The organism is Variovorax sp. H27-G14 (genome assembly GCF_046156345.1).
Taxonomy (GTDB): Bacteria; Pseudomonadota; Gammaproteobacteria; order Burkholderiales; family Burkholderiaceae_C; genus Variovorax.
The window spans coordinates 18,830-33,739 of sequence record NZ_JAYLVN010000034.1; the positions used below are offsets into that span (position 1 = coordinate 18,830).

The 14,910-nt window shown below is 65.0% G+C and carries 17 protein-coding genes and 1 pseudogene; 10 read left to right on the forward strand and 8 right to left on the reverse strand.

What is annotated here, in order from left to right; translation table 11 throughout:
- Nucleotides 1-87: 87 nt before the first annotated feature.
- The 3 genes from VLK31_RS35115 to VLK31_RS35125 are packed head-to-tail and all read right to left on the reverse strand — an operon-like array spanning nt 88 to nt 2,636.
- Nucleotides 88-990, reverse strand: coding sequence for a DMT family transporter (locus VLK31_RS35115; protein ID WP_409173118.1), 903 nt, complete (start codon nt 988-990; stop codon nt 88-90).
- Nucleotides 991-1,026: 36 nt separating this feature from the next.
- Complete coding sequence (locus VLK31_RS35120; RefSeq protein ID WP_409173119.1) at nt 1,027-1,800, reverse strand: helix-turn-helix domain-containing protein; 774 nt, start codon at nt 1,798-1,800, stop codon at nt 1,027-1,029.
- A 41-nt stretch (nt 1,801-1,841) separates the two neighbouring features.
- Nucleotides 1,842-2,636, reverse strand: coding sequence for a phosphodiesterase (locus VLK31_RS35125; protein ID WP_409173120.1), 795 nt, complete (start codon nt 2,634-2,636; stop codon nt 1,842-1,844).
- Nucleotides 2,637-3,336: 700 nt separating this feature from the next.
- Between VLK31_RS35125 and VLK31_RS35130 the strand changes: the two genes are divergently transcribed.
- Together VLK31_RS35130 and VLK31_RS35135 are read left to right on the forward strand one after the other, a co-directional pair.
- Complete coding sequence (locus VLK31_RS35130) at nt 3,337-4,977, forward strand: 3-(methylthio)propionyl-CoA ligase (RefSeq protein ID WP_409173121.1); 1,641 nt, start codon at nt 3,337-3,339, stop codon at nt 4,975-4,977.
- Nucleotides 4,978-5,482: 505 nt separating this feature from the next.
- Nucleotides 5,483-5,812 (forward strand): hypothetical protein, encoded by a 330-nt coding sequence (locus VLK31_RS35135; RefSeq protein ID WP_409173122.1) that lies wholly within the window; start codon nt 5,483-5,485, stop codon nt 5,810-5,812.
- Here the strand turns inward: VLK31_RS35135 and VLK31_RS35140 are convergent.
- The 4 genes from VLK31_RS35140 to VLK31_RS35155 all read right to left on the reverse strand — a co-directional run bounded on the left by VLK31_RS35140 (nt 5,809) and on the right by VLK31_RS35155 (nt 8,259).
- A complete protein-coding gene (locus VLK31_RS35140) occupies nt 5,809-6,303 on the reverse strand; it encodes a hypothetical protein (RefSeq protein ID WP_409173123.1) in 495 nt (164 codons plus the stop codon). The genes VLK31_RS35135 and VLK31_RS35140 overlap by 4 nt on opposite strands.
- 301 nt (nt 6,304-6,604) lie before the next feature.
- Entirely contained in the window at nt 6,605-7,078 is a 474-nt protein-coding gene (locus VLK31_RS35145; RefSeq protein ID WP_409173124.1) for a copper chaperone PCu(A)C, read from the reverse strand.
- Nucleotides 7,079-7,111: 33 nt separating this feature from the next.
- Nucleotides 7,112-7,744, reverse strand: a complete 633-nt coding sequence (locus VLK31_RS35150) for an SCO family protein (protein WP_409173125.1) — start codon at nt 7,742-7,744, stop codon at nt 7,112-7,114.
- A gap of 119 nt (nt 7,745-7,863) precedes the next feature.
- The gene (locus VLK31_RS35155; protein ID WP_409173126.1) at nt 7,864-8,259 is read right to left on the reverse strand and encodes a DUF2946 family protein; all 396 of its coding nucleotides are present in this window, start codon (nt 8,257-8,259) and stop codon (nt 7,864-7,866) included.
- Between the two features lie 191 nt (nt 8,260-8,450).
- Between VLK31_RS35155 and VLK31_RS35160 the strand changes: the two genes are divergently transcribed.
- From VLK31_RS35160 to VLK31_RS35185, 6 genes are all read left to right on the forward strand, one after another.
- Nucleotides 8,451-9,737, forward strand: coding sequence for a tyrosine-type recombinase/integrase (locus tag VLK31_RS35160; protein ID WP_409173134.1), 1,287 nt, complete (start codon nt 8,451-8,453; stop codon nt 9,735-9,737).
- A 269-nt stretch (nt 9,738-10,006) separates the two neighbouring features.
- Nucleotides 10,007-10,369 (forward strand): hypothetical protein, encoded by a 363-nt coding sequence (locus tag VLK31_RS35165; protein WP_409173127.1) that lies wholly within the window; start codon nt 10,007-10,009, stop codon nt 10,367-10,369.
- Between the two features lie 61 nt (nt 10,370-10,430).
- A complete protein-coding gene (locus tag VLK31_RS35170) occupies nt 10,431-10,721 on the forward strand; it encodes a helix-turn-helix transcriptional regulator (RefSeq protein ID WP_409173128.1) in 291 nt (96 codons plus the stop codon).
- A 5-nt stretch (nt 10,722-10,726) separates the two neighbouring features.
- Nucleotides 10,727-11,698: a hypothetical protein gene (locus tag VLK31_RS35175; protein ID WP_409173129.1), complete on the forward strand. Its 972-nt coding sequence runs from the start codon at nt 10,727-10,729 to the stop codon at nt 11,696-11,698.
- Nucleotides 11,699-11,745: 47 nt separating this feature from the next.
- On the forward strand, nt 11,746-12,036 hold the full coding sequence (locus VLK31_RS35180) for a helix-turn-helix transcriptional regulator (protein ID WP_409173130.1): 291 nt from the start codon (nt 11,746-11,748) through the stop codon (nt 12,034-12,036).
- 6 nt (nt 12,037-12,042) lie between these two features.
- The gene (locus VLK31_RS35185; protein ID WP_409173131.1) at nt 12,043-12,951 is read left to right on the forward strand and encodes a hypothetical protein; all 909 of its coding nucleotides are present in this window, start codon (nt 12,043-12,045) and stop codon (nt 12,949-12,951) included.
- Between the two features lie 258 nt (nt 12,952-13,209).
- On the opposite strand, the pseudogene VLK31_RS35190 reads toward VLK31_RS35185, so the two are convergent.
- Nucleotides 13,210-13,308, reverse strand: a pseudogene (locus VLK31_RS35190) (IS5/IS1182 family transposase); the annotation flags it as partial.
- A 44-nt stretch (nt 13,309-13,352) separates the two neighbouring features.
- On the opposite strand from VLK31_RS35190, the gene VLK31_RS35195 reads away from it, so the two are divergent.
- The gene (locus tag VLK31_RS35195) at nt 13,353-14,288 is read left to right on the forward strand and encodes a LysR family transcriptional regulator (RefSeq protein ID WP_409173132.1); all 936 of its coding nucleotides are present in this window, start codon (nt 13,353-13,355) and stop codon (nt 14,286-14,288) included.
- Between the two features lie 227 nt (nt 14,289-14,515).
- The gene (locus VLK31_RS35200) at nt 14,516-14,809 is read left to right on the forward strand and encodes a hypothetical protein (RefSeq protein ID WP_409173133.1); all 294 of its coding nucleotides are present in this window, start codon (nt 14,516-14,518) and stop codon (nt 14,807-14,809) included.
- Nucleotides 14,810-14,910: the final 101 nt, after the last annotated feature.

Here is a 14,910-nt window from a genome sequence, read left to right on the forward strand (position 1 = left end):
CATCGATGGCGGCACAGGCGCACCGGCGCTTGGTGCGGCGTCTTTTGACGGTCCGTCGCATTCTGCCCGCCGCCGCAGCTGCCGCCGCTATGCCGCGGGCCGCGCCTGCTTCACGCGCCAACGCACCGCACCGCTGGCCAGCACGATGCCCGGCACCACCAACGCCAGCGCCACCAGCACGGCGGGGGTGACGGGCTCGTCCATCCACCACGCCGCACCCAGCGTCGTGAGCACCGGCACCAGCGCCGCCGACAGCGATGCGCGCGCCGCGCCCAGCCGTGCCACGGCCACCATGTAGACCACCAGCCCCAGCAGGCCCGCGACCACGCCTTGCATCGAGGCCTGCAGCGCGATGTCCGGCCACGGCGCGCTCAGCAGCCGTGGTGCGCCAGCAAACGCCAGCACCGGCAGCAGCAGCAGCGCCGACCACCCGTTCACGAACGCAGCCCCCTGCCACGGCGTGAGCCCGCATTGCGCGAAGGCGAGTGAGTGCATGGCCCACAGCATCGCGGCCACCAGAAAGAGCAGGTCACCGCGCCAGTCGAGCGTGCCGCCACGAAAGCTGCCCACCGCGAACAGCACCATGCCCAGCGCGATGCAGCCCAGCCCCAGCAGCCGCAGGCCGCCGACCGCCTGCCCCTTGTGAAGCCGCGCACCTATCGCGGTGAACAGCGGCAGGCTGCCGGCCATGAAGATGCCCATGTGGCTGGCGGGCGCCCACTGCGCGCCGGCCAGCACCAGCAGCCCGAAGGGCAGGCCGCCGCCGACGACCAGCAGCACCCGCGCCATGCGCGCGCCCTTTGTTGCGATGCGTCGGCGGCCAAACCACAGCGGCGCGAGCAGCAACGCCGGAATGCCGTAGCGCATCAGCGCGAGTTCCATCGGCCCGAGCGTGGTGGTCACGCCGTGGCGCGAGACGAGTTGCCATGCGCTGCCGATGAAGGCTGCGGACAGCGCGGCAAGGAGGCCGGCGGAGAGGTTACGGTCCATCGCGGCGAGTCTGGCGACCGCGCCGCGCGGCGGCTATCAAATTTGTGCGGTCAGCGTGCGTCGCGCGTCGCCCAGCGTCACGCCCACCTCGCGCCGGAACACCGCGCCCAGGTGGCTCTGGCTGCAGTAGCCCAGGTCGTGCGCGATGCCCGCAAGGTCGGCGTCGCCGGCCGTCAGACGCTCCATGGCCGCGGCCAGGCGCAGGTGCTGGCGGTACTGGTGCAGGCTGAGCCCGGTCTGTTGCCGGAAGCTGCGCGCCAAGTGAAACGGAGAGCGCGACACGGCATCGGCCACCTCGTGCACGGACAGCCGCGCTTCGCGGTCGGCGGTTTCCGCGAGCAGGCGCTTCGCACGCGCGACCGCGCCCGTCAGCGGTGCTTGCGCGCGCGAGCGGCTGAGTTCATCTACCAGCGAGGCGACCGCGTCCGCGCACTCGCGTCCGGCACGCAGCCGCTGTTGCGCCGCATGAACCCGGTACAGCGACGCGGGCGACAGCAGGCAGAACACCGGCGCCGCTGCTTCGCAAGGCATGCGGTGCCCTGTGACCACCATGCTGTGCCGGGCCGTGCGCGCTGCCAAGCGCAGTTGGTAGACCATGGCCTCGCCGAAGTGCATGGCCGTGAGTCCGTCGACCAGCCAGGTGCCGCGGCCGCAGCGCACGTCGAGCACCGTGCGGCCCGTGGGAAAGATGATGCGGCGCGACGCCAGCGTGTAGGGCGCGCTCCAGTCCGTGCCTTCAGGCGCATGGGCGCGCACATGCTCGACAGTGAACTCGTGTCCGGCATGCAGAAGGGTGCGTTCCTGTGGCATCGGCCGCATTCTGCGCGCAGGAACACTGGCGCACCATCCTGTCAGGCAAACCCGAACGGCCCTTGCATCGCGCCGATGTGGCTCACATGGCTGACCATGCCGTGCGTGCCGTCCCACAGGTGCAGCATGCAGCCCGCCCGGCCCATGTACGAGGCCGGCGCCGCGTCGGCGGCCAGCCGCAGCGCGATCTCCGTGGTGCTGCTCGGGCACGCGCACACCACCGTGCCGGCCCAGCGCCGCAGCATGGTGCGGTGTACATGGCCGCACAGCACCAGCTCGATGTTGTTCGCGCCGCGCACCACGGCTTCGAGCGGCGCTGTGTCCATGCAGCGGTAGCTGTCCATGTACGGGATGCCGCTGGCGAAGGGCGGGTGGTGCAGCATCAGCAGCGTGGGCTTGGTGCGATCGGCGTCCAGCGTGCGTTGCAGCCACGCCAGCCCTTGCGCATCGACGTGGCCGTGGTGCAGGCCGGGCACGCACGAGTCGAGTGCCACGATGCGCACCGGGTGCGTGTCGATGCAGTAGTGCAGCGGGCCTTCGCGCGGCAGCCAGGTGTGGTCGGCGAAGGCCGCGCGAAAGTTCTCGCGGTGGTCGTGGTTGCCGGGAATCACGAGGTACGGCATGGCCAGTTTGGCCAGCAGGCGGCGCGCTTGTGCGTATTCGTCGGGCTGGCCTTCGTCGACGAGGTCTCCCGTGAGCAGCAGCAGGTCGGGCCGGCGGTCGAGCGCGTGCAGGTGGTCGATGGCCTCTTCGAACATGCGGTTCGAATCGGCCACGCCCTGGTAGAGCTGACCTGCAGGGCGAATGTGGGGGTCGGAGATTTGTGCGATGAGCATGCGGCGCTATTTGGTTGCCGCATCTTCAAGCATGAACCGTTCCTCGTTCTTGGAGCGGCGGAATGCACTCGGGGTCCGTTCAGGGCGCGTGCACAGGCCGCCGGGTACTCCCCTCCGCGAATGTCCCCCGCTTCGCTCCTCCTTTATTTCGCTGCGGGGAGTACCCGACGCCCTGTGCACTGGGGCACGCTCTGAGTGCTCGCCGATCAACGACTGCTCTGAACATTGACCACGCTGTGGGTGTGCGGCTGATCAACCAGTGCTCTGATAACGCTCACGTCGATGGGGTGCTCCCCGCAGCGAAACAAAGGAGGAGGTGCGGTAGCCCGCAGGCCGGGGGACATTCGCGGAGGGGAGTACCCCGTCGGCGTGAGCGTCGCCCTGAACGACAGCCCTCAAAACGAACGACGAACGCATATTTGCCGCGCAGCCTTCCCGCGTATCTCCCGCACCCACCCCATGCAAGGGTCAACCCTCGTGCGCTCTCAATCGTCCGATCCGACGATGTGTTGCGCCATGGCCGCTGCCTACCATCGCCGGCAACGGAGAAGCGTTTCACGCAAAGAACGACGCGCACAACCATGACACGTGCCACCTCGCGGCCGAGACGCAGCCAGCTCATGAACGCCACGCTGACGGCGAGCTTTGCAACACGAGCACAGGCACAGGCACAGGCACAGAAGCCAGGAGACACACCACCATGTTCGGATTGATGCAAGACCGCCCGCTGCTGATCTCGTCGCTCATCGACCACGCGGCCAACTTTCACCCGCACGCCGAGGTCGTGGGCCGCACGGTGGAGGGCCCGGTGCACCGCACCAACTATGCGGACATTCAGCGCCGCGCCAAGCAGGTGGCCAACGCGCTGAAGACGCTCGACATCCAGCCCGGCGACCGCGTCGGCACGCTCGCATGGAACACCTGGCGCCACCTCGCGCTGTACTTCGGTGTGTCGGGCACGGGCGCGGTGCTGCACACCGTCAACCCGCGTTTGTTCCCGGAGCAGATCGACTACATCGTCAATCACGCCGAAGACAAGGTGATGTTCTTCGACACCACCTTCGCGCCGCTGGTCGAGAAGCTCGCGCCGCATCTGAAAACGGTGCGTGCCTTCATCGCCATGACCGACCGCGCGCACATGCCCGCCATCGACGTGCCCAACCTGCTGTGCTACGACGAGCTGGTGGGCGCGCAGAGCGAGCAGTACGCGTGGCCCGAGTTCGACGAGCGCACCGCCTCGTCGCTTTGCTACACCTCGGGCACCACCGGCAACCCGAAGGGCGTGCTGTATTCGCACCGCTCCACCGTGCTGCACTCGCTGATGGAATGCGCGCCCGACACCTTCGGCGTCAACTCGCAGATGACGCTGCTGCTGGCCGTGCCCATGTTCCATGCCAACGCATGGGGCATGCCGTATGCGGCGGCCATGGCCGGTGCCAAGCTGGTGATGCCCGGCCCGCACATGGACGGCCAGAGCCTGTACGAACTGATGCGCGACGAGAAGGTCGGCTTCTCGCAGGCCGTGCCCACCATCTGGCTCATGCTGTTTCAGTACTTCGATGCGCACCCCGAAATCGACACGCGTGCCATCGGCCTCAAACGCATCGGCGTGGGCGGTGCGGCCACGCCGCGCAGCATGATCGAACGCTTCGAGCGCGACTTTGGCGCCGACTTTGTGCAGGGCTGGGGCATGACCGAGACCAGCCCCATCGGCGTGATCGGCAACCTGCTGCCCAAGCATCTGTCGATGCCCAAGGAAGAGCAACTGCGCGTGAAGATGCGCCAGGGCCGTGGCGTGTGGGGTGTGGAACTGAAGATCGTCGGCGAAGACGGCCAGCGCCTGCCGCACGACGGCAAGGCCTTCGGCCACCTGCATGTGCGCGGTCCGTGGATTGCGAGCGGCTACTTCAAGAGCGAAGGCGGCGCGGTGCTCGACGCAGAGGGTTTCTTCCCGACCGGCGACGTGGCCAACATCGACGAGGACGGCTATGTGCAGTTGGTCGACCGCGCGAAGGACGTCATCAAGTCGGGTGGTGAATGGATTTCTTCCATCGAACTGGAGAACGCCGCAAGCGCGCACCCGGCGGTGGCCGAGGCGGCGGTGATCGGCATCGCGCACCCGAAGTGGCAAGAGCGCCCGCTGCTCATCGTGGTGAAGCGCGCGGGCGCGCAAGTGACGCGCGAGGAACTGCTCACTTTCCTCAGCGAACGCGTGGTGAAGTGGTGGCTGCCGGACGACGTGGCCTTCGTCGATGCATTGCCTCACACCGCCACCGGCAAGTTGTTGAAGACGAAGTTGCGCGAACAGTTCAAGGGTTACGTCGCTGCGACATCTCTTTGACACTTCAATGACTTGTTCGATTTTTCTGTGGACAACTCTGTGGGTTGTGCGGGGAGGCGGGCAGGCAAAGCGAGTGCTGGCGTGGCTTTCCACCACGTTGCCTGTTGAACAGGCAGTGCGACTGCGAGGGGGCAAAAGAAGCGGATCGCGGCGTGGGGAATGCGGTTTGCCGTGGTAAGCGCACGGGCTCGTGCAATTGTTGGCACAGGGGTTTGCGCGTTGCCCGTGTCGGTTGACTGCGCCGATGCACGCCGCTACATTCCAGTCCGCCTTGCGATGAGCGAGGCCGGGTTTAGCAGCCTGAAAGAACCGCGGTGAAAGCCGCATACCGCAATGGTGTTGCGGCTTTTCTGTTCCAGCTTCCTTTAGGCGGCTCGGATGGGAGGGCTCGCGCCCTGCCGGTTTCGCCTAGCGGTTCCCGGTCTGCTAACCCGTTCGAGCCGCCGCCTTCGTTTAGCAGCGTGGGCGACGGTTGTAGCAAAGCTGAACCGACAGGGAGGGCCACATGGCCGATTCAAAAAAAAGCACCGCGCATGACAGCGCGCAATTCAAACCATTTGTCTGGAATCCCCTTGAGGGACTCGACCACGACGCACGAGCGCGCGCGTCATTCCTCAACGATGCGCGCGATGTGGTCGACGGTGCGCACACGTTGATGCAGTTGCTCGTGTGGGATGACGAGCTGCGCGACGACGTGGGTTCTTCAGACGCGACCGTGCCGCTGCTGGAGCGGTGGCATCGCGCATCGCTTCAGCGCTTCATGGTGGCCGCGCTGGGCATGCTGCATGCGGACATCGAAGGGCAATGCGAAGCGCTGGACCTTGTGCGACCTTAGTCCGCAGGTCGCTTGCCTTGCACCAGCTGCGCGCGCACCAACTGCGCGCGCCCCAGCGGGGTGATGCGCCGCACGATCGCCAGCTCTTGCGGCGTGCCGCTGCCCTTCCAGATCAACGCGGCGCTGATGGACGCATCGACATAGCCGGCCTGCTTCAGCGCCTCGACGCAGTTGATCTCTTCGTGGTCTTCCACGCGCAACGGGAACGTGGCGCCCTTGATGCCGCGCAGGTAGTCGAGTGGGTCGAGGCCCTGGGTGGGTTGCGCCTGCGCGTGCGTGTCGGCAACGCTGCCGCCGCGCAGCTTCTGGATCTCGCCGTGGCCCTCGTCGGTGATGCAGACGATCAGCGCCGCCTGCGCCAAGCGGTAGTTGCCGCCGGGGTCGAACGCGGGGTCGATGGTGGCCTCGATGAGGCCGGTGGCCTTGAGCACGGACACACGCCGAACGTCTTGCGCGTCGGTCACGTGCATGGGCAGGCGAACATGCTCCAAACGGAGAAGGTAAGAAAGCGGCACCGAACATCCCTGTCTACGCCTCCACGCTGGCGTCGATCCCGCTCTGCATCGCCGCGCCGAAGCGAAGTCGTCGAGCCGGACCGCTGCTCCTCCCCGGGGTCAATTCAAGCGCCCGAACGGGTCGCTTTTGCGAGGCCGCCGCCGAGTGGATTGAATTGTGAACATTTGTTATGTTTTACCCATTCTGTAGCCAAAAGGGCTGCGTGATATCCCTTGAACTGGGTATTCGATGGGCAAATCGCGCACTTTCAGCGCATTGAAAGTGCGCTTGCTTCGCTCAGTGCTTGTGGTCGCCGTGACCAGCGGCCGGTTGTGCGGATGCGTTCAGCGCGCGCACGGGCGCCTTCACCTCCACGGTCTCGCGCTTGCCGTCCTTGCCTTCGAACACGAGCGTGAGCGGCACGGTGTCGCCTGCCTTCACCTGCTGCTTGAGGTCGAGCAGCATCACGTGATAGCCGCCGGGCTTGAGCTCGACGGCCTTGCCCGCAGGCAGCTCGAGCGCGGGGATCTGGCGCATGCGCATCACGCCGTCCTGCATGGCCATTTCATGAACTTCGACGAGTGGCGTGACGGTGGAAGTCACGGACAGCAGCCGGGTGTCCTTGGCGGCGTTGAGCTGCATGAAGGCGCCGGTGGCCTGTTGCTGCGGCACGGTGGCACGCACCCAGGCGTCCTTGACGCTGACCTGGGCGTGGGCGCTGGCCGCGAGCAAGGCGGCGGCAGCGATGGCGATGTGTGCAATGGGTTTCATGAAAAAGGAGCTCCTTGGGTTTGAAAGTGAAGGTCAGGCCGAGGTCGTTTTGAATACCTGGCGAAGGTCTTGCGCGCACTCTTCGGCGCTCTGCTCGTGGCGCAGCACGATGCGAATTTTTCCCTTGGGGTCGAACACGTAGCTGAAGGTCGAGTGGTCCATGGTGTACGACGAACCGGTGGGCACCTTCTTGTAGAAGACCTTGAAGGCCTTGGCGGTTTCGGCGGTCCTGGCCAGGTCGCCGTACAGGCCGATGAAGCTGGGGTCGAAGGCCGCGGTGTAGGCCTTGAGCACCACGGGCAAGTCGCGCTCGGGGTCGACGGTGACGAAGACCACCTGCAGCCGATCGCCATCGGCGCCGAGCATCCGCTTGATCTCGGCGGCGCGCACGAGTGCGGTGGGGCACACGTCGGGGCACTGGGTGAAGCCGAAGAACATCATCACGGCCTTGCCGTTGAAGTCGGCCAGCGTGCGCTCGCGGCCGTCGGTGTCGGTCAGGCGAAAGCCCTGCGCATAGCTGGCGCCGGTGATGTCGATGCCGTTGTAGCTGGCGGGCAGAACCTTGTCGCAGCCTGCGAGGCCGAACGCGGTCAACGTGACGAGTGAGGTGAGGGCGCCGCCGGCGCGCAGCACACGGCGCCGCGTGGAAGGAAGGGTGGAGGTCATTGAAGAAAGGCTCTCTGTTGCCGACACCGCTGCGGGTGCCGGCGCATGACAGGAAGGAGCGCGCGCGATGCGCTCGCCCGAAGGCGGCGTCGCACGTGCACGAACGAACTGAAGATGCGTCAGGAGAGCGAAGGGGGCCCGCGCGCCGGCATGGGCGCCGCGGTGGCGGCGGCGATGTGCGCGGACGGTATCGGCCGCACGGCGCGGGCCAGCGGCATGAGCACGGGCAGTGCGACGGTGGGTGTTGTCGGCGGGGCGCCTGCGAGCACGCACAGCGGGCAGTCCATGTGGCCGGCGCCCAGCTCCTGCATGCCGTCGTCGGTGTGCACGATGGCTTTCACCGAACCCGTGGCGGAGCAGACCAGCTCCAGCGTTTGCGGGTGCACCACGGGAGAGGCCACCGCCACGCCGATGGACAGCGCGAACCACAGCAAGACCCAGCGGATCAGGCCTGCGCCCGGGCGCCGCAGGCCTGCGCGGTGCGCGGGGGAGGGCGGTGCGAGGTGGTGGGGCATCGGCGCGGATTATCTCGCGCTGGGCGCTGCCGGAAAAGACAAAAGCCTTGCAAGTCGTTGACTTGCAAGGCTTTTATTGTTGGTGGCTCTTCACTGGATCGAAAGATGCCTTGGAAGCCGCGCCAGCCCTAGAATTCGGTCCAGGTGTGAACTTGAGTTCCTGCATCACTTACTGCACCTGGAAAATTGTCATGCCACGCAATCTAATCGGTTCCGACACCGCCCTTCGATCCATCAAACCTGGCGATCCGCGCAGGCGCATTTCCGACGGCGATGGCCTCTACATCCTGCTCTTCGTGAACGGCGGCGCCCACGGATGGCGCTTCGACTACAGCTTCGCCGGCAAGCGCAAAACGCTCTCGCTCGGCACCTACCCCACCATCGGCATCGGCCTGGCCCGCGAGCGAGCCGAGGACGCGCGCAGGAAGGTTGCCCAAGGCATCGATCCCAGCGAGGCGAGGAAGGCTGTCCGTGCGGCGCATATCCAAGCCCGTGAAGCGACGACGCGCGCTGATGCCGGCCTCCCCGCACTCAATAGCTTCGAGCACGTTGCGCGGGAGTGGTACGAAATAAGACGGGGTGACTGGGCGCAAAGCTACGGCATCAAGATCATTGGCCGCCTTGAGAATGATGTCTTCCCTTACATCGGCGCCCGACCTATCACGCTGATTGACCCGCCCGAATTGCTCGCGGTATTGCGCCGCATCGAAGGGCGCGGAGTTGTCGAGACGGCGCATCGTGCGCTTGAGAACTGCGGCCAGGTATTCCGCTATGCAGTTGCCACGGGACGCGCGACGAGCAATCCGGCCCGCGACCTGAAGGATGCCTTGCGCAAACCGCTCGTTCAGCACTTCCCGGCCATCACTGACCCCAAGCGTCTGGGCGAGCTGCTGCGCGCATGCGATGGCTACAAGGGCACACACGTTGTGCGGACTGCCCTGAAGTTGGCCCCGATGATCTTGCTGCGTCCGGGCGAGTTGCGCCATGCGAAGTGGGAAGAGATTGACCTCGACGCCGGGCTGTGGACCGTGCCCGCTGCACGCATGAAGCGAAAGAAGGTTGGCAAGCTGCACGGCGCCCCCCACTTGGTGCCACTGGCGAGGCAGGCGGTCGAAGCATTGCGCGACCTGTACCCATTGACGGGGCGCAGCCCATACGTGTTCACGGGCGAGCGCAGCCACGAACGTCCCATGAGCGATGCCGCGATCAACGCCGCATTGCGCGCGATGGGCTTCGGCAAGGACGAAGTGACCGCCCACGGATTCCGCGCGACCGCGCGCACCATCCTGGCGGAGCGCCTCAACGTCGACGAGTCGGTGATCGAGGCACAGCTCGCCCATGCCGTCAAAGACAGCCTCGGCCGCGCCTACAACCGCACAGAGTTTCGCGTGGAACGTTTTTCGATGATGCAGAAATGGGCCGACTACCTCGATGAATTGCGCCGTGGTGCCGACGTGGTGAAGCTGCGCGCGGCTTGACGAGCGCGGTCGAGAGCGCTTACATTTCTTCTGCCTCGTGATGAGCGAGGTCGGGTTGGGAAGCCCGCTGCAATCCTGCGACGAAAGCCGCAGTCACCGCCATGGTCTGCGGCTTTTTTGTTCGCGCCCCTTTTTTGGCGGCTCGAGCGGGAGGGCTCACGCCCTGCCGGTTTCCGCAAGGATTGCCCGGTCTTCCTACCCGCTCGAGCTGCCGCCCTCGTTGGGAAGCGAGGACGGCGGTTGTAGCAAACCGCAATCCTTGGAGGCCCATGGCCGAATCTTCTAACGCTGGCGCCGACGCCGGCTGCTCTTTCGCGAGCTATCGCCCCACCGCTCAATTCAAGCCCTTCGAATGGGTGCGAGGGGAAGGGCTGAACCTCTCCCAGCAACGGCTCGCCGAATTTCTGAACGATGCGCGAGACGTGGTGCAAGGCACCCACATGCTCGCCCAACTGCTTTCCTGGGACGAAGACCGGCGCGAAGCGGCTTGTTCCGACGCAAGCCCTGCGCCCTTTTTCAATGCAAACCACCGCGGTGCGCTGGAACGGCTCATGTCAGTTTCTCTGGGACTTCTCGGCGCTCAGATCGAGCGCCAATGCGATGTGCTGGACAGCGCACGCCGCCATGGATGAGGAGCCGGTGATGACATCTTGGGCCTCCTCAATGTCACCTCCTCTGGGTGATCCTCGTTCCATGTTCACTTCCGAAACCGTCCGCATGGAGTTGCCAACCCCTCTCAAAGTCGCGCCAGGCGACTGCTTTCTCAGGATTCAAGAGGTCGAGCGCCGCGTGTGTCTGAAGAAGAGCGCGATCTACGCGCGCATGGCGACCGGCGCATTCCCGCGAAGCATCTCGTTGGGCCGTCGATGCACGGTGTGGCTGAAGTCTTCCATCGACGGATGGATCGACGAGCAGATCGAGAGGGCCAACAACATGGCCCTCTCGCCCGCGGCCGATGGCGCAAAGCAAGCGCGAAGGGGTTGAGCGCCATGGCGGACATGCATTGGTTCCGGTGGCACCACGGAACGGTCACCGATCCGAAATTCGGGTTGATCGCGAAGAAGGCAGGCACGTCTGTGGCCGAGGTCATCGCGATCTGGGCGTACTTGCTGGAGGCGGCCAGCGCGTCAGAGGAGCGCGGCCATCCGGGCACACCGGACTTCGAATCCATCGACTTTGCCCTCGGTGTGGATGAGGGCGCCACCGCGCGCGTGTACGGGCTCATGCAGGACCGGGCCTTGATCGACAGCGACACAGGGCGTCTCGCTGCATGGGAGAGGCGACAACCCAAGCGTGAGCGCGACGACGAGACCAGCTCGGACAGAAAGCGCCGTCAGCGTGAACGCGAAGGGGCAAGCGTGACGGCTGCTGTCCCGCCAAGTCACACCGAGTCCATCAGTGTCACGCCATGTCACGCCACGTCCCGCCAAGTCACACCCAGAGGAGAGGAGAGGAGAGAAGATAAGAAAACACCCCCCTACCCCCCGCAAGCGGGGGAAGTGGGGGGCCACGAAATTCGAATCTCCACGAAAGCGGAAACCGTCTGCAGGGCGATCAGGGCCAAAGGAGTGACCGATGTGAGCCCGTCGAACCCCAAGCTGCGCGCGCTGATCGACAAAGGCGTCGGCGTGGAGACCTTCGTGCAGGCCGCCGAGATTTGCACCAGGGCGCACCCCGCCAAGGGTGTGGAATACCTGCTTGGCATTGTGGAGCGCCGGTTGCGGGAGGCTGTGAACATCGGCGAGCGACCGGGTGTGCCGCAGGCCGCCTGGGACCAAAGCAGGGCCAGCATCGAAGCCAAGGCCGAAGCGCTTGGCATCGGGCGTTGGCGAGAGTTCAACCTCGGTCCCGATCACGAGCACTGGCCGGCGTATTTGCGGCGCGTCAAGGAGGCGGCCAAGCGTGAAGCGACCGGGCCTCAAGGCCGCTGCGCAGCCGATCTGGAGATGGTGTCGAGGTGACATCGCGTGCTTTGCCGATGTCAGCTTTTCTGCGCGATCCTCGTTCCATGTTCAATTCCGAAACTGTCCGTATGCAAGCCCCACCCGTCCTCAAAGCAGCGCCAGGAGATCGCTTTCTCCGCATCCAGGAGGTCGAACGTCGTGTGTGTCTGAAGAAGAGCGCGATCTATGCGCGCATGTCCGCCGGGAAATTTCCGCGCAGCGTGTCCTTGGGCCGGCGATGCACCGTGTGGCTCAAGTCGTCCATCGATGCGTGGATCGTCGAGCAGGTCGACTCGGCGAACGGCGTGAATGCGCGATCCCCCAAGCTCACCGAGACGCAGGCATCGGAGGTCTGACGCGTCATGGCGGATATGCATTGGTTCAGATGGCATCACGGGACGGTCACCGATCCGAAGCTCGGGTTGATCGCCAAGAAGGCTGGCGTGTCCATGACGCAGGTGATCGCCATCTGGGCCCATCTGCTGGAGGCGGCGAGCACGTCCGAGGATCGCGGCAATCCCGGGGTGCCGGACTTCGAATCGATGGACTTTTACCTCGAGGTGGAGGAAGGTGTCGCGCAGCGGGTCTACGGACTCATGCAGGACAAGGCACTGATCGCCAAAGACACCGGCCGTCTGGTGGCTTGGGAGCGGCGTCAGCCCAAGAGGGAGCGCGAAGACGAGGGAGGCGCGGAAAGAAAGCGCCGGCAGCGGGAGCGCGAGACTGGAAATTCGGCCAATGGTGGCGAAGCCTCTCGCAGTCGTCGAGGCCTGCCTATCGCGGCATCCACAGCCGAGGGGGAGAACGAGACGGAGAGAACGACGTTGGACGCGACAGCCAGTGCGGAGCATGAAGCCCGGACGTCAACGAAAGCAGCGGCTGTTTGCAAGGCCATCCGGGCCAAGGGCGTGACTGACGTGACCCCGTCGGATCCGAAGCTGCGCGAATTGGTCGAGGCAGGTGTCGGCGTGGAGATCTTTGAGGGGGCCGCGGAGGTCTGCGTCAAGGCAAGTCCGCCGAAAGGGATGGCATACCTGCTTGGCATCGTGAAGCGCCTGGTGCGGGAAGCAGAGGAGATCGGCGAGAGTCCAGATTTTTCTGATGTCGCGTGGGACCAGACGCGCAGCGGCATCGATGCGAAAGCGTGCGCCCTCGGCCTCCCTGCATGGGACGAAGCGGCGTTCTCGGTGGGGCAAGGCGAGAGCTATCTCGCGTTCACCGCACGGGTCAAGCGTGCTGTTGAGAAAGCAGGAGAGACCGTATGCGCGTGAGGAGCTTCAATGGCAGCGGCCTGACGAGAGTGCGGTCGCGGCTCGTCGACATGTCGAACAGGCAGACCAACGGCACGGGTCCTTCCGCAGAGGTATGCGTTACGGGTAATTCGAACCGCGATCTCGGACTGTTCACTGATGCTCCTAAGGGGGTTAAGTGAAGGTTGGCAAACCAGCAACTAGACCGCGCGCCGGTGTGGATGAACTTCGTTGCAGCTGTAGCTCACTCCATGCTCGACAAGCGAACTGCCATCGGTTGTGTACCTGCCCTGACTCCGCATTCACGCCGATGTGCGCCTTCGTCCCGAAGTGCCACTGGTTGGTGAGCGTCTTGGAGTGCCCCCGGGGCTGGCACTTCTACCATGGGTGATCGTAGTTACGCGTTCCATTACGATCAGCTCATGGATATGGACCTCAAAACCGTTCCGTGGGCGCGCCGCCTGAAGCTGCGTCACCTCGAGACCTTCCTTGTCCTGGAAGATGCGGGCAGCATCACAGCGGCCGCCGAGCGGATGCACATGACGCAACCAGCGGTGTCCCACTGGCTCGCGGACATCGAGGGTGTGATCGGGTCGCCCCTATTCGTTCGTGGGCGCAAGCTCAAGCTCACCCCCGCCGGCGAGATCCTTCGACGCCATGCGGAGCGGATGCTGGGTGACGTCCACCGGGTCGATGCCGAATTGCAGGCGGTCCGGTCCGGCCTCGTCGGCCGGTTGAAGGTCGGGTGCATCCACTCTGCCGCGTTGGCACTCGTGCCGCAGGCGATCATCGCACTGCAGAAGACACACCCGAGGGTCGTCGTGGGGGTGGAAGAAGGGACCATGGTCGATCTGCTCGATCGGCTGGACAAGCGCGAGTTCGACTTGCTGGTTGGCACGATCGATGTCCGTGCGCATCAGTACGGCTTCCTGACGGAAGTTTTGATGGAAGACGTCGTCCGGATCGTCTGCAGGGCTGACCACCCGCTGGCCCGCAAACGCAAACCGACTTGGAAGGAGGCTGCGGAGTATTCCTGGGTGTTGCCGCCCAAAGAGAGCCTGAGCCGTGTACGAGTGGAGGAGGCATTCGCACAGCAGCGGGTTGCGCTTCCGAACCCTTGCGTCGAAACGGCATCTGTGGCGTCCATACAGGCGCACTTGCGCGAGACCGATTGTCTGGCGCCGCTAACGGGATTGGTCGCAGACTTCTACACGTCCATGAAGTTGCTGTCGCGTGTTTCGCTGACGCCTGTCAGCCGGTTTGCCGAGCTGGGGATGATCTGGTCGGACCCTTCCCCTAACGTACTGCTCTCAGAACTGGTGGTGTCACTGAGGGGCCATTCCCGCGGATCGAGCTGAGATAGCTTCCACGTGGGAGGCGGACATGAGCAAACGCTTATGGATGCCCAGCTTTTTTTTCATTTGTACTTATTCCGGGGGCTCCTCATCATCTGGGGATGCTTCTTTCAAGCGCTTCTTCCCTTGTGCTAGCCGCCAAGGGGCTGACGTCCCCGGACCAGCCCGCCGCGGCGTTGCGCGCGCTTGACTCGGCCCTTCGACAGGACCCGGGACACAAGTTATTCACGGTGCTGGTGATCGACGCCGCGCGCAGGGAGAGCAGGCGCATGTACTCGAGCGCGCCAGAAGAGTATCCCTGCGAGGGCACCAAGCCCCTGCGGCCGGATAGCGATTTCTACCGCACCGTCTTCATCTCAGGTGAGCCGCGAATTTGCCGCGACAGGAATGAGTGCCGCGCGGCATTCCCGGATCACGCGCTGATCGAATCCTTGGGCTGCGAGTCGGCGGTCAATGTGCCAGTGCGCTGGAACGGCATCACGCTCGGCTCCCTCAACCGTAAGCGTCCGACAAAGGCATCTTGAATTTCGTTAGCACGCCCTGCGTGCCGCTCGATCGGCAAGGAGTCGAGACCCTTTGACCTTGGCGCATACTGTGCCTCACCCCGGCGACGCGAGACGATTCC